The organism is Arthrobacter sp. AOP29-A2-19 (assembly GCF_058138025.1).
The window spans coordinates 1,489,139-1,502,926 of record NZ_CM176894.1; the positions used below are offsets into that span (position 1 = coordinate 1,489,139).

Genomic DNA, 13,788 nt, shown 5'->3' on the forward strand with positions numbered 1-13,788 from the left:
GCCGTTACCTCCCCAACAGGGTACGGGCCTCGGCCACCACCGTGATGGAGCCGGTGACCAGGATTCCTCCACCGAAGTCCTCGGTGGCCTCGGCCCGCCCGACTGCCCACTCCAGGGCGTCGTCGAGCCGTTCGGTGACGTACAGGTCGGCCTCCGGGAACCCGGCCTCGAGGGCCATTTCTCCGAGCTCGCCGGCCGGAATCGCCCGCGGAGAGGTGGACTGGGTCAGGCAGATGTCCTCCACCAGGTCGCCGTACTGGGCGCGCAGTTCCGCGAGCATGGCCGGGGCGTCCTTCTCGCCCAGGATTCCGACGACGAGCACCAGCTTGCTGAAGCCGAAGGACTCCTTGATGGCTTCCGCGCTGGCGCGCAGGCCCTCGGGGTTGTGCCCCGCGTCGACGATCGCCGTGGGGGCGGTCCTGACGACCTCCAGCCGTCCCGGCGACGTGGCCTTGGCGAAGCCCTCGCGGACCAAATCGATCTCCAGGGGCTTCTCTCCACCGCCGAGGAAAGCCTCCACCGCCGCAACGCCAACCGCGGCGTTTTGCGCCTGGTGGGCGCCGTGCAGTGGGAGCTGGAGATCCGTATAGCGCTCCGCCAGCCCCCGAATGGTCAGCAGTTGGCCGCCGACGGCCAGGGTGCGCTCCTCGACCCCGAACTCGACGCCCTCGAACCGGAACGGGACATCCTTCTGCCGGGACGCGTCCAGGAGCACCTGCGCCGCCTCGGGCGGCTGCGCCGCACTCACAAGGAATCCGCCGGCCTTGACGATGCCGGATTTTTCCGCGGCGATGTCCGCGACCGTGTCGCCCAGCAGCTCGGTGTGGTCCAGCGAGATCGGCGTGACGACGGCGACCTGGCCGTCGCCGACGTTCGTCGCGTCGGTGATGCCGCCCAGGCCCACCTCGATGACGGCCACGTCCACCGGGGCGTCGGCGAACACGGCGAACGCCAGGACGGTCACGGCTTCGAAGTACGTCAGGCGGTTCTCTCCGCGGGCCTCCAGCTCGGCGTCGACGATCTCCAGGTACGGCCGGATCTCGTCCCAAATGCGGACGAAGGTCTCGTCGGGCACCGGCTCCCCGTCGATGCTGATGCGCTCGGTGACCTTGGAAAGGTGCGGGCTGGTGTACCGCCCGGTGCGCAGCCCATAGGCCTGCAGGAGCGACTCGATGATGCGCGCAGTGGACGTCTTGCCGTTGGTGCCGGTCACGTGGATGATCGGGTACGCCTTGTTGGGCTCCCCGAGGATCTCCATGGCGCGGAACATGGGCTCCATGCGGGGCTCCATCTTGTTCTCCGGCGCCCGGCCCAGCAATTCCGCGTAGACGCTCTCCACCGAGAACTCGTCGAAACCGCTCATTTCTTGACACCCCATCCGTTGAGTGCGGCCTCGGCGGCCGCCACTGTTTCCACTTCCACGCGGACCGGACCCGAGGTTTCCTCCAGGACCAGTCCCACCGTCAGTGTCTCCGCCTTGAGCAGTGCGGCGTTCGCGTGCAACGCGGCCACCGTTTCGGCGTCGGCGTGGATCACCGTGCGGATCCTGTCGCTGACCGCGAGGTCGGCGTCCTTACGTGCCTGCTGGACGCTCCGCACCATGTCGCGGGCGAGGCCCTCCGCCGCCAGCTCCGGCGTGACCTGCGTATCCAGGACCACGAAGCCGCCGCCCGGCAGGACGGCCGCCGCGATGGACGAACCGTCCGCGGGCTGCTCCACCACCGTTTCCAGGTTGTACTCGTGTGGTTCGAGGGCCAGTCCCCCGGAGACCACCGCGCCGTCGCCGTCCACGCTCCAGTCGCCCGACTTGGCCCCCTTGATGGCCTGTTGGACTCCCTTGCCGAGGCGGGGACCCGCGGCCCGGGCGTTCACGACCAGCTTCTGGCTGATCCCGAACGCCCCGGCGTCCGCCTGTCCGGCGTCCAGGAAGGACACCGAACGCAGGTTCAGTTCGTCCGCGATGATCGAGCCGAAGGTTCCTTCCAACGAGGCGGCGCCCTCCGCGACCACGGTCATGCCGCCGAGCGGCAGGCGAACGCGCAGGTTTGCCGCCTTGCGCAGGGAGGATCCCACGGAGCAGACCCGGCGGGTCAGTTCCATGCGCTCGACCAGATCGGCGTTGCGCGGGAAGACCGCCGCATCCGGCCAGTCCGCAAGGTGGACAGACCGCCCGCCCGTGAGACCCCTCCAGATTTCCTCGGTGGCCAGCGGCAGCAGCGGCGCCGCCACCCGGCACAGGGTCTCCAAGCAGGTGTACAGGACGTCGAAGGCCTGCGTGTCCTCCTCGAAGAACCGCTGGCGGGATCGCCGGACGTACCAGTTGGTCAACGTGTCCATGTAGCGCCGCACAGCCTCGCACGCCTCGGAGATGTCGTAGCCGTCGAGCGCCTCGGTGGCCTCGCGGACCAGGTCGCCGGTGGCGGCGAGCATGTAGCGGTCCAGCGGGTCGCTGGAATCGTGCCGGGGGCTGGCCTCGTAGCCGGCGCCGTTGGCTGCGGCGTTCGTGTACAGGCTGAAGAAGTGCCAGACGTTCCACATGGGCAGCAGCACCTGGCGCACTCCCTCGCGGATGCCCTGCTCCGTGACCACGAGGTTGCCGCCGCGCAGGATCGGCGACGCCATCAGGAACCAGCGCATGGCGTCGGAGCCGTCTCGGTCCAGGACCTCGTTGACGTCCGGATAGTTGCGCAACGACTTGGACATCTTCTGCCCGTCGGAGCCCAGCACGATCCCGTGGCTGATGACGTTGGTGAAGGCGGGGCGGTCGAAGAGCGCGGTGGAGAGGACGTGCATGGTGTAGAACCAGCCGCGGGTCTGCCCGATGTACTCGACGATGAAGTCCGCCGGGTTGTGCGAATCGAACCAGTCCTTGTTCTCCATGGGGTAGTGGACCTGCGCGTAGGGCATCGAACCCGAGTCGAACCAGACGTCCAGGACGTCCTCGACGCGGCGCATCATGGACTTGCCGGTTGGATCGTCCGGGTTCGGACGCACCAGGTCGTCGATGAACGGGCGGTGCAGGTCCACCTCCCCGGCGTCGTTGAGCGGGAGGCGACCGAAAGCCTCCCTGATCTCTTCCAGCGAACCGTAGACATCGCGGCGGGGGTACTCGGGATTGTCCGACTCCCAGACCGGGATCGGTGAGCCCCAGTAGCGGTTGCGGCTGATGGACCAGTCGCGGGCGTTGGCCAGCCACTTGCCGAACTGGCCGTCCTTGACGTTGCCGGGGATCCAGTTGATGCCCTGGTTCAGCTCGACCATTCGGTCCTTGATTGCGGTCACCTGCACGTACCAGGAGGAGACGGCGCGGTAGATGAGCGGGTTGCGGCAGCGCCAGCAGTGCGGGTAGCTGTGCTCGTAGCTGGCGAGGCGCACCAGGCGCCCCTCGGCGCGCAGCACGTTGGTGATCGCCTTGTTGGCGTCGAAGACCTGGACACCGACAATCGCGTCCAGGGGGCCGCCGGCGAACATCGGCAGGAAGCGCGCGCCCTCGTCGACGGAGAGCACCACGGGGATGCCGTTTGCCTCGCAGACGGCCTGGTCGTCCTCGCCGTAGGCGGGGGCCTGGTGGACGATGCCGGTGCCGTCGGTGGTGGTGACGTAGTCGGCCTCGAGGATCCGCCACGCGTTCTGCGTCCCGTACTTTTCCGTGTCGGCGAACGTGTCCCACAGCGGCTCGTAGGCGATCCCGGTCAAGTCCGATCCGCCGTAGGTCGCCACGACGGCGGCCGCGGCGGCTTCCGCGTCGGCGTAGCCGAGGTCCTTGGCGTAGTTGCCGACCAGGTCCCTGGCCAGCAGGAAGCGCGCGCCGGCGTCGAGCGCCGTATCCGCCGCCTTGACACCGTCGGGTCCCGCCGGGAGCACGGCGTACTCCACGTCCGGGCCGACCGCGAGGGCGGCGTTCGTGGGGAGGGTCCACGGCGTTGTGGTCCAGGCCAGCGCCAGCACGCCTGCCAGGTCGCGGGAGGCCGCCGACTCCCCCGCGAGCAAGGGGAACGTGACGGTCACCGTCTGGTCCTGGCGGTTCTTGTAGACGTCGTCGTCCATGCGCAGCTCGTGGTTGGACAGCGGGGTCTCGTCCTTCCAGCAATACGGAAGGACGCGGAAGCCCTGGTAGGTCAAACCCTTGGTGTGCAGTTCCTTGAAGGCCCAGATGACCGATTCCATGTACTCGACGTTGAGGGTCTTGTAGTCGTTCTCGAAGTCGACCCACCGTGCCTGGCGCGTGACGTACTCCTGCCACTCGTCGGCGTACTTCATGACGGAGGACCGGCAGGCGTCGTTGAACTTGTCGATGCCCATGGACTCGATCTGCTGCTTGTCCGTCATCCCGAGCTGCTTCATGGCCTCGAGTTCGGCCGGCAGACCGTGGGTGTCCCAGCCGAAGCGACGCTCCACCCTGTGCCCGCGCTGGGTCTGGTAGCGGGCCACCAGGTCCTTCACGTAGCCGGTGAGCAGGTGGCCGTAGTGGGGAAGGCCATTGGCGAAGGGCGGCCCATCGTAGAAGACGAACTCGTTGTCGCCGGCCTCGCGCTGGTCGATGGAGGCCTGGAAGGTGGAGTCGGCGGCCCAGTACTCCAGGACCCGTTCCTCGATCTCGGGGAAGCGGGGGGAGGCGGGCGTGCCGGCCTGCGGATCGGTGGAAGCCTTGGGGTACGTGGTCATCGGCGGCAGTCCTGGCATCGGTCGGCGTCCTGGGGACGCTGCGTGTACTCGATGCGGGGACGTGTCCCGGCTGTCGGTCGCCGGTTCGCGCGGTACCACCCCGCTTGCTCGCGTCCCGGGAGACCCGGTGCGCGGCCGCTTGTTGACTGCTGTGACGGGCATACCCGTCCGGTTCTACTGGGACCGCACGGCACTTGGCCGTTCCGCCTGTTCTTCCGGAAGCTCGCCGGTGATGGCCGGGTCAAAGCTGATGCCAACCATTCTAGCCGATGCGCCGCCGCACTATGGTTGCCGCATGCGGATGCCGACGGAGAGGGTCGCGACGATGGAGCGGGCGTGCCGTGGGATGCTGTTCCGCGTCGCCCAGGCCGCCATGGCACCCGTGGCCATCGTTGCCTATCCCGCGTTCGTCTGGCGATTGCTTCGGCGCAGCCGCGTCGCGGGGGTGTCGGCCACCGTGGCCGCGTCGCTCTACACCCGCTACATGCAACACCGTCTCGGAACGCGGTCCGACGACCCCGCGGCCAGACTCCTCGCGGCACTCCCCGGCGTCCCACGCACCGCATTGGCGATGGTCACGGCCCCGACCCTTCTGGCGCACCGCATCACCGGGCACGTGCCGCGCCTCTACCGGTATCCCTACACCGGGCCGCCGCCGCTGGCACACCAGCCGGCGGCGCGCACAACCTTCTACGACGCCGCGCTGGCGCGCGAGATGGGCGGGGTCCGTCAGCTCGTCGTCCTGGGGGCCGGCCTGGACACGCGTGCCGACCTCCTCCCCCGCGGGGGACGCCTGCGATGCTTCGAGGTGGACCGGGCGCCCACGCAGGCGCTCAAGTTCGACCTGATGCGGAGGGTGGGGCTCGACCCGAACCGGACGATCAGGGTTTCGGTGGACTTCCGGACCGACGACTGGTTCGAACGGTTGACCCGCGCCGGCTTCGATCCCGCGCTGCCGACGTTCTATCTCTGGGAGGCCGTCACGATGTACCTGGACCCCAGGACGGTTGAGGCCACCCTTGAACGCGTCGCTGCTGCGGCGCCCGGCAGCGTGCTCGCGTTCGACTACTTCTCCGCGGCGACGTTCGGCTCGCGGGACCCGTTGATGGCCTACGCACGTGCGGCCGCCCGCTGTGCGGGTGAGCCCCTGACCTACGGTCTCGAGACCGCGCCGCCGTCCCGGGAGGCCGTCTCCCGGTTCCTCGAGGCACGCGGACTGGTGCTGCGGGAGCACCGGACGTTCGGCCGCGAATCCGCCGGGCGGGCGGCACCGGCCGGCTTTGTGGTCGCCGCCGTCCCCGAGGGGTCGGGCCGGCGGATCGAAGGGTGAGGCGGGTAGCGCAGGACCCCGTGGTCTCGGTTGGCGCCGCTTCCTCTACGCCCCGCCGCGGACCAGCTTGTGGGCCGCGGCCTGGGCCACCGGGCGAACGACGATCTCGTCGAGGTTGACGTGGTGCGGGGCGGTCACCGCGTAGGCGACGATGTCCGCGATGTCCTCCGCCGTCAGGGGCTTTTCCACCCCCGCGTAGACCTGGTCCGCCTTCCCGGCGTCTCCCAGGCGGTGCAGGGAGAACTCTTCGGTCTGCACCATGCCCGGGAGGACCTCGATCACGCGGAGGTTGTTCCCCACCTCCTCCAGCCGCAGCGCCTGGGTGATGGCCCGTTGGGCCGCCTTCGCTGCGTTGTAGCCGGCGCCGCCCTCATAGCTGACGAGCGCGGCGGTGCTCGTCAGGTTCAGCACCGTTCCCGCGCCGTTCGAGCGCAGCATGGGGAGGAAGGCACGCGTGATCTTCATCGTTCCGACGACGTTCACCTCGTACATCCATTCCCAGTCTTCGGTCTTGGCTTCGGCAAGATAGTCCACGCCGCGGGCACCGCCGGAGACGTTGATGAGGGTGTCGATCCCGCCACCCTCCTCCACCGCGCGCAGCAGCGCGGAGACGTCGGCGTCGACCGTGATGTCGGTGGGGACGGCGACGGCACCGGTCTCGGCCGCCAGGGCTTCCAGGCGTTCGGCCCTCCGGGCCACCGCAAACACCTTCCAACCACGCGCCGTGAGTTGTCGGACCGTGGCCTGCCCGATTCCGGTGGAGGCGCCTGTGACTACTGCTGCATGGGTGTTCTCAGTCATGCAGCCAGCCTAGCGTCGGAGTTCCAGATACTCCTTGAGCACGCGAGCGTGGTTACGCTCGGTGTCGCGGGCCGCGTAGACCAGCACCACGTCCGCCTCCCGCGCGCCGATGGAGCGCAGCCGTTCCGCGCCCGCCGACGCGGGGCCATCGTCCAACTCCCGCAGGTAGTGTTCCCGGAACTCGGCGAAACGCTCGGGACGGTGTCCGAACTCGGTCCGCAACTCCGTGGACGGTGCCGCGTCCTTGGCCCAGTCGTCCAACCGCGCCCGGTCCCGCGCGAGCCCCCGCGGCCACAGCCGGTCCACGAGGATCCTGTAGCCGCCGTCCGGCGGGTCGTAGGCGCGCATCAATCGGAAGGTACCCATGTCCGGATGGTAGCCCGGCGTCCGGCACAGCGGCAGTGCCGCCGGCGCCGAGGTCCGGACAGCGAACGCCGCCCGGCGTGAAAGAATGGTGCCCATGGCTGAAGACACCTTGGGCACAGACACGCCCGCGACCGTTTCCGTTCCCAACAAGCCGGCATTGGAGGGGCTCGAGGAGAGCCTCGGTCGCCGCTGGCGGGAGCAGGGAACCTACAAGTTCAACCCGGACACCACGCGGGAGGCGGTCTATTCGATCGACACTCCCCCGCCGACCGCGTCGGGATCGCTTCATGTGGGACACATGTTCTCCTACACGCAGACGGACGTGCTGGCCCGGTACCAGCGCATGCGCGGCATGAACGTCTTCTACCCGATGGGCTGGGACGACAACGGCCTGCCGACGGAACGCCGCGTCCAGAACTACTACGGAGTGCGCTGCGATCCCAAGATCGCCTACGACGCCGACTACCGTGCCCCGGCACAGCCGGCCAAGAACCAGCGCGACTGGGACGCGGTTTCCCGCCGCAACTTCATCGAGCTGTGCGAGGAGCTTGCCGTCGAGGACGAGAAGGTCTTCGAGCACCTCTTCAGCACCCTGGGCCTCTCGGTCGACTGGGACCTGACCTACCGGACCATCGACGACACGTCCCGCGCCGTGTCCCAGCGCGCGTTCCTGCGCAACCTCACCGCCGGCGACGCGTACATGGCCGAGGCGCCGACGTTGTGGGACGTTACGTTCCGCACGGCGGTCGCGCAGGCCGAGCTGGAGGACCGCGAGGTCGCCGGCGCGTACTACCGGTACCCGTTCTTCGCCGAAGACGGCACCAAGATATACATCGAAACCACGCGGCCCGAGCTCTTGGCCGCCTGCGCCGCCCTCGTCGCCAATCCCGACGACGAGCGCTACAAGCCGCTGTTCGGCAAGAAGGTCACGTCGCCGGTGTTCGGCGTCGAGGTGGAGGTTCGGGCCCACGAGCTCGCAAAGGCCGACAAGGGATCCGGCATCGCCATGGTGTGCACCTTCGGCGACCTGACGGACGTGACCTGGTGGCGCGAGCTGCAGCTACCCACGCGCGCCATCATCGGACGCGACGGACGTGTTGCCGCCGACGTCCCGGAGTGGATCACCAGCGAGGCCGGACGCGAGGCGTTCGCCCACATCGCGGGAAAGACCGTGTTCTCAGCCAAGGAGGCCGTGGTCAAACTCTTGGCCGATGCCGGACTGTTGGACGGCGAGCCGAAGAAGATCATGCACCCGGTCAACTTCTTCGAGAAGGGCGACAAGCCGCTCGAGGTCGTCACGTCCCGCCAGTGGTACATCCGCAACGGCGGACGCGACGCCGAACGCCGCGAGCGCCTCATCGGCCGCGGCGCCGAGATCGAGTTCCACCCCGAGTTCATGCGGTCCCGCTACACGAACTGGGTCAACGGCCTGAACGGCGACTGGCTCGTGTCGCGCCAGCGGTTCTTCGGCGTCCCCATCCCGGTCTGGTACCCGCTCAATGCCGCCGGCGAGCCGGACTACGAAAAGCCCATCCTTCCAACGGATGACCAGCTGCCGGTGGATCCCGCCGCCGACGCGCCCGCCGGCTACACCGAGGAGCAGCGCGACCAGCCGCTGGGCTTCATCGGCGACGCCGACGTGCTGGACACCTGGGCGACGTCATCGCTCACGCCGCAGATCGTGGGACGGTGGAGCCGCGACGAGGACTTCTACGCGAAGGTCTTCCCGTTCGACCTCCGGCCGCAGGGCCACGACATCATCAGGACCTGGCTCTTCTCGAGCGCCGTCCGGGCGGACGCCCTGCACGGCGGGGCCCCGTGGAAGCACGCCGCGATCTCCGGCTGGATCCTCGACCCGGACCGAAAGAAGATGTCCAAGTCCAAGGGCAACGTGGTGGTGCCGACGGACGTGCTGAACGAGTTTGGCTCGGACGCCGTGCGCTACTGGGCCGCCTCCGCCAAGCTCGGCGCGGATACCGCGTACGAGATCGCGCAGATGAAGATCGGCCGCCGACTGGCCATCAAGATCCTCAACGCGTCCAAGTTCGTCCTCAACCTGGGCGCAACCGAGGCCAACGTGCTCACCGGGGATGCGGGCGTCCTGACCAACGGGTTGGACAAGTCCCTCCTGGCCCGTCTGTCGGAGGTGGTCGAGCAGTCCACGCGGGCCTTCGAGGCCTACGACTACGCCCGCGCCCTGGACATCTCCGAGTCCTTCTTTTGGTCCTTCACGGACGACTACGTCGAACTCATCAAGGACCGCGCCTACGGGGCCCGGGGCGAGGCCGAGCAGGCGTCGGTTCTGGCGGCGCTGGCCACCACGCTCGATGCGGTGTTGCGGCTGTTCGCGCCCTTCCTGCCGTTCGCGACGGAGGAGGTCTGGGGCTGGTGGCGTGCCGGTTCCGTCCACCGCGCGGAATGGCCCGGGACGGACCACCTCTCGGAGGCCGTGCGGGGCGCCGACGCCGGCGTGCTGCCCACGGTCGGCACTGCGCTGGGAGGCATCCGCAAGGCGAAGTCGGAGGCGAAGGTCAAGCAGCGCACCGAGGTGCTGGCGGGCATCGTGACGGCACCCGCCGCGCAACTCGAGCAGGTGCGGGCCGGGCTGGGAGACCTGTTGGCCGCCGGAAACGCCCGCGACCTGACCCTGGTGGCCGGCGACGGCGACCTGACGGTGTCCGGCGTGGAGTTGGCGCCCGCCGACGAGCAGGTGCAGGCCTAGGGGCAAGTCCGCGGGGCGGGGCAACCCGCCTTAACGAGGGGAAGCCCCTTCGGCGTTTCCGCGTCGGAGGGGCTTCGACTCATCTGGTTCTCTTGTAACGATTGTCGAACCGGACGATCTCCGTATCCTGCGGGTCTTGCCACCCCGTTACTGGTGGTCGGTTGGGGGAGGATGTCCCCGTTCCGTCACTGCGGATTTGGTGATCGTTCACGCATCTTGTGGGGATGCGTAGGAATAGTTTTACGCCTGCGGCGCGGGCCGCGCAAGGGTAGGCGGAGAGTTTCGTGGGACGCGACCGCGCGGCCACGGAAATCTTGTGGCCGCGCGCACTTGACGCGTTATCCGGCGGCGGCGGCCGCATCCAGGGCCGCGAGATCAAACTCGGGGCTCTCGGTCCGCGTCCGCTTCAGCTCGAAGAAGTGCGGGTAGGCGGCGAGAGCCACGGCGGCGTCGAACAGGTTGCCGGCCTCCTCGCCGCTGGGCACGCGCGTGATGACGGGCCCGAAGAACGCGGTCCCGTTCAGGGACAGCACGGGGGTGCCGACGTCCTCCCCGACCTGCGAGATCCCCGCCTGGTGGCTGCGGCGCAGGGCGTCGTCGTGGTCCGCGGAATCGGCGGCCGCGGCCAGGTCCGAGGGCAACCCGACTGCCTCGAGCGCCCGCAGGACGACCTCGGAGCGGTCCTCCACGCGCTCGTGGTGGATGAGCTTCCCCATCTCCGTGTAGAGACTGCCGATCACGTCCTCGCCGTGCGCGGCCGCGGCGGCGATGATAACCCGAACCGGTCCCCAGGCATTGTCCATGGACTTGCGGTAGTTCTCGGGCAGGTCGCGCCCCTCGTTCAGGACGGCAAGGCTCATGACGTTCCAGGAAACCTCGATTGGCCTGACCTTTTCCACCTCAAGGATCCAGCGGGAGGTCGCCCAGGCGAACGGGCAGATGGGATCGAACCAGAAATCGACGCGGGTGCTGTCTGACACAGTGCCTCCTGGGCTTTGCGCGTGGACGGCGGCATGCTCGCCACGCTGTACTCGCACGGACGGATAGACCGTGCGTGGATGGAACGCGCCGGCTAGGCGGATTTGTTCCTGCGCTTGGTGGCCACTTCGGTGGAGATCAGGGTGGCCTCCGCGCCGTGGATGACAACGTCGGCGGTGATGACGACCTCGGCCACGTCGTCGCGCCCGGGCAGATCGAACATCACGGCTCCGAGCGTCTCCTCGAGGATGGCCCGCAGGCCGCGTGCGCCCGTTCCGCGTTCGAGGGCCATGTCGGCGATCGCATCCAGCGCCGCCGGATCGAACGTCAATTCCACGCCGTCGATCTTGAACATCTTCTGGTACTGCTTGACCAGGGCGTTCTTCGGCTCGGTCAGGATCTGGATCAGGGCGTCCTTGTCGAGCTTCTCCACCGTGGTGATGACGGGCAGGCGTCCGATGAACTCGGGGATGAGGCCGAACTTGAGCAGGTCCTCCGGCCGCACGTCGGAGTAGGAGGCCGCCTCGCTCTTGAGCGCCGTGAGGGGCGCGCCGAAACCAATGCCCTTCCGCCCGGCGCGGGACCCGATGATGTCCTCAAGGCCGGCGAAGGCGCCCGCGACGATGAACAGCACGTTGGTGGTGTCGATCTGAATGAATTCCTGGTGGGGATGCTTGCGCCCGCCCTGCGGCGGCACGGAGGCGACCGTGCCCTCCAGGATCTTCAGGAGGGCCTGCTGCACGCCCTCCCCGGAGACGTCCCGGGTGATCGACGGGTTCTCGCTCTTGCGCGAGATCTTGTCGATCTCGTCGATGTAGATGATGCCCTGTTCGGCCTTCTTGACGTCGTAGTCGGCCGCCTGGATGAGCTTGAGGAGGATGTTCTCGACGTCCTCGCCCACGTAGCCGGCCTCGGTCAGCGCGGTGGCGTCCGCGACCGCGAAGGGGACGTTCAGCCGCCGCGCGAGCGTCTGCGCCAAATACGTCTTGCCGCAGCCGGTCGGGCCGATCAGGAGGATGTTGGACTTCGCCACCTCGACGTCGTCGAGCATGTTCGCGGAAGGGTCCCCCAGGCTGGTGGCCGCCTTGGGGGCGTTCCCCGCCTGGATGCGCTTGTAGTGGTTGTACACCGCGACGGCGAGGGAGCGTTTGGCGCCCTCTTGGCCGATGACGTACTCCTGGAGCGAGTCGAAGATCTCCCGCGGCCGGGGCAACTCGAAGTCGACGCCCTCTTCGATCTCGGCCAACTCCTCCTCAACGATTTCGTTGCAGAGTTCGATGCACTCGGTGCAGATGTAGACGCCGGGGCCGGCGATGAGTTTCCGTACCTGCTTCTGGCTCTTGCCGCAGAAGGAACACTTGACCAGATCGGAGCTCTCACCCATTCGTGCCATCTCGCTCGACCCCTAACTTGATACCGGTCCGCCGCCCGGTTCGGGCGCGGAAGTCAACACCTTCAACTGTAGGTCAGGACACCGACAGTTTGGGTGAGGGACGGACCGTGGTGCCGGAATGGCCGGCCCGTCCCCCACCGGAACCGCTACGTGGTTACCGGCTGTGGCTTGATCTTTCGCGGGGTGAGGACCTCGTCGATGAGACCGTAGTCCTTTGCGCCCTGGGCCGTCATATAGAGGTCACGCTCGATGTCGATGCCCACTTGCTCGGCGCTCTTGTTGCTGTGCGTCGAGAGCGCGGACTCGAGCCAGGAACGCATGCGCATGACCTCTTCCGCCTGGATCTGCAGGTCGGTCGCGGTCCCGCGCTCGCCGCCGCCCATCGCGGGCTGGTGGATCAGCACACGGGCGTTGGGCAACGCGAGTCGCTTGCCGGGGGCGCCGGCGGCCAACAGCACGGCCGCGGCGCTGGCGGCCTGCCCGAGGCACACGGTCTGGACTTCGGGGCGGATAAACAGCATCGTGTCGTAGATTGCCGTCATCGCGGTGAACGAGCCGCCGGGGGAATTAATGTAGAGCGTGATGTCCCGCTCCGGATCCATGGACTCGAGGACCAGCAGCTGGGCCATGACGTCGTCGGCGGACGCGTCGTCCACCTGCGCCCCGAGGAACACGATGCGGTCCTCGAAGAGCTTCGCGTAGGGGTCCTGGCGCTTGAAGCCGTACGGCGTGCGCTCCTCGAACTGGGGCAGGATGTAGCGGGCGGAAGGAAGCTGTCCGGCGGTGCCGTAGCCGTTGAAGTTCATTGTTCTCTCCTGGGAGTCTTGGATGGTTGCTCGGCGCCTGTCGGGCTACTGCTGGACTCCGCCGCCGCCGGAGACGCTGACGGAGCTCTCGGCGATGTGGTCGAAGAAGCCGTAGGCGAGTCCCTCGGGGGCGGTGAACCACTTGTCGCGGTCGTTGTCGACCAGGATCCTCTCGAGCGACTGCCCGGTCTGCTCCGCCGTGAGGTCGGACATGACCTTCTTCATGTGAAGGATCAACTCGGCCTGGATGCGGATGTCGGAGGCCGTGCCGCCGATACCGCCGGAGGGCTGGTGCATCAGGATGCGGGCGTTCGGCGTGGCGTAGCGCTTGCCCTTGGTGCCGGAGGACAGGAGGAACTGGCCCATGGACGCGGCAAGCCCGGTGGCCACCGTCACGACGTCGTTGGGGATGTAGTTCATCGTGTCGTAGATCGCCATGCCCGCCGTGATGGAACCACCGGGCGAGTTGATGTACAGGTAGATGTCCTTCTCCGGGTCCTCGGCGGAGAGCAGGAGCAGCTGCGAGCAGATGGCGTTTGCGTTCTCGTCGGCCACCTCGGTTCCCAGCCAGATGATCCGCTCCTTGAGGAGTCGGTTGTAGATGTAGTCCTCGCGGCTGGCCGGATCTACGGACGCCATCGTGGGGGTGCGGGATTCCTTGGACATTCTCGAATACCTCTCCATGGTGCCAATGCGACGGGGCCGTTCGGCCACGGTCATCGGGCTC

General features: G+C 68.0%; 10 protein-coding genes. 2 read left to right on the forward strand and 8 right to left on the reverse strand.

Annotated elements, in window-relative coordinates:
- Nucleotides 1-4 precede the first annotated feature (4 nt).
- Both AC3ZJJ_RS06785 and ileS read right to left on the reverse strand, forming a co-directional pair.
- Nucleotides 5-1,363, reverse strand: a complete 1,359-nt coding sequence (locus AC3ZJJ_RS06785; protein WP_489894771.1) for a bifunctional folylpolyglutamate synthase/dihydrofolate synthase — start codon at nucleotides 1,361-1,363, stop codon at nucleotides 5-7.
- A complete protein-coding gene (gene ileS, locus AC3ZJJ_RS06790; protein WP_489894773.1) occupies nucleotides 1,360-4,665 on the reverse strand; it encodes an isoleucine--tRNA ligase in 3,306 nt (1,101 codons plus the stop codon). Before ileS ends, AC3ZJJ_RS06785 begins: the two co-directional genes overlap by 4 nt.
- A 295-nt stretch (nucleotides 4,666-4,960) precedes the next feature.
- Between ileS and AC3ZJJ_RS06795 the strand changes: the two genes are divergently transcribed.
- Nucleotides 4,961-5,995, forward strand: coding sequence for a class I SAM-dependent methyltransferase (locus AC3ZJJ_RS06795; protein ID WP_489894775.1), 1,035 nt, complete (start codon nucleotides 4,961-4,963; stop codon nucleotides 5,993-5,995).
- A gap of 45 nt (nucleotides 5,996-6,040) precedes the next feature.
- Here AC3ZJJ_RS06795 and AC3ZJJ_RS06800 read toward each other — a convergent pair whose 3' ends face one another.
- Nucleotides 6,041-6,796, reverse strand: a complete 756-nt coding sequence (locus AC3ZJJ_RS06800) for an SDR family oxidoreductase (protein ID WP_489894777.1) — start codon at nucleotides 6,794-6,796, stop codon at nucleotides 6,041-6,043.
- A gap of 9 nt (nucleotides 6,797-6,805) precedes the next feature.
- On the reverse strand, nucleotides 6,806-7,162 hold the full coding sequence (locus AC3ZJJ_RS06805; RefSeq protein WP_489894779.1) for a DUF488 domain-containing protein: 357 nt from the start codon (nucleotides 7,160-7,162) through the stop codon (nucleotides 6,806-6,808).
- Between the two features lie 94 nt (nucleotides 7,163-7,256).
- Between AC3ZJJ_RS06805 and valS the strand changes: the two genes are divergently transcribed.
- Nucleotides 7,257-9,884 carry a valine--tRNA ligase gene (gene valS / locus AC3ZJJ_RS06810; RefSeq protein WP_489894781.1) on the forward strand — a complete coding sequence of 876 codons (2,628 nt, stop codon included), beginning with the start codon at nucleotides 7,257-7,259 and terminating at the stop codon, nucleotides 9,882-9,884.
- 338 nt (nucleotides 9,885-10,222) lie between these two features.
- On the opposite strand, the gene AC3ZJJ_RS06815 is transcribed toward valS, so the two are convergent.
- The 4 genes from AC3ZJJ_RS06815 to AC3ZJJ_RS06830 form a co-directional block, all read right to left on the reverse strand.
- Nucleotides 10,223-10,864, reverse strand: coding sequence for a mycothiol-dependent nitroreductase Rv2466c family protein (locus AC3ZJJ_RS06815; RefSeq protein ID WP_489894783.1), 642 nt, complete (start codon nucleotides 10,862-10,864; stop codon nucleotides 10,223-10,225).
- Between the two features lie 92 nt (nucleotides 10,865-10,956).
- The gene (gene clpX, locus AC3ZJJ_RS06820; protein WP_489894785.1) at nucleotides 10,957-12,255 is read right to left on the reverse strand and encodes an ATP-dependent Clp protease ATP-binding subunit ClpX; all 1,299 of its coding nucleotides are present in this window, start codon (nucleotides 12,253-12,255) and stop codon (nucleotides 10,957-10,959) included.
- A 146-nt stretch (nucleotides 12,256-12,401) separates the two neighbouring features.
- Nucleotides 12,402-13,061, reverse strand: a complete 660-nt coding sequence (locus tag AC3ZJJ_RS06825; RefSeq protein ID WP_489894787.1) for an ATP-dependent Clp protease proteolytic subunit — start codon at nucleotides 13,059-13,061, stop codon at nucleotides 12,402-12,404.
- A 45-nt stretch (nucleotides 13,062-13,106) separates the two neighbouring features.
- A complete protein-coding gene (locus tag AC3ZJJ_RS06830) occupies nucleotides 13,107-13,700 on the reverse strand; it encodes an ATP-dependent Clp protease proteolytic subunit (RefSeq protein ID WP_489895727.1) in 594 nt (197 codons plus the stop codon).
- Nucleotides 13,701-13,788 lie beyond the last annotated feature (88 nt).

Excerpts from the sequence above, each read along its gene's own strand:
- AC3ZJJ_RS06785 (WP_489894771.1), bottom strand. The coding sequence starts at position 1,363 with ATGAGCGGTTTCGACGAGTTCTCGGTGGAGAGCGTCTACGCGGAATTG.
- AC3ZJJ_RS06805 (WP_489894779.1), bottom strand. The coding sequence starts at position 7,162 with ATGGGTACCTTCCGATTGATGCGCGCCTACGACCCGCCGGACGGCGGC.
- clpX (WP_489894785.1), bottom strand. The coding sequence starts at position 12,255 with ATGGCACGAATGGGTGAGAGCTCCGATCTGGTCAAGTGTTCCTTCTGC.
- AC3ZJJ_RS06800 (WP_489894777.1), bottom strand. The coding sequence starts at position 6,796 with ATGACTGAGAACACCCATGCAGCAGTAGTCACAGGCGCCTCCACCGGA.
- AC3ZJJ_RS06830 (WP_489895727.1), bottom strand. The coding sequence starts at position 13,700 with ATGGCGTCCGTAGATCCGGCCAGCCGCGAGGACTACATCTACAACCGA.
- ileS (WP_489894773.1), bottom strand. The coding sequence starts at position 4,665 with ATGACCACGTACCCCAAGGCTTCCACCGATCCGCAGGCCGGCACGCCC.
- AC3ZJJ_RS06825 (WP_489894787.1), bottom strand. The coding sequence starts at position 13,061 with ATGAACTTCAACGGCTACGGCACCGCCGGACAGCTTCCTTCCGCCCGC.
- AC3ZJJ_RS06795 (WP_489894775.1), top strand. The coding sequence starts at position 4,961 with ATGCGGATGCCGACGGAGAGGGTCGCGACGATGGAGCGGGCGTGCCGT.
- valS (WP_489894781.1), top strand. The coding sequence starts at position 7,257 with ATGGCTGAAGACACCTTGGGCACAGACACGCCCGCGACCGTTTCCGTT.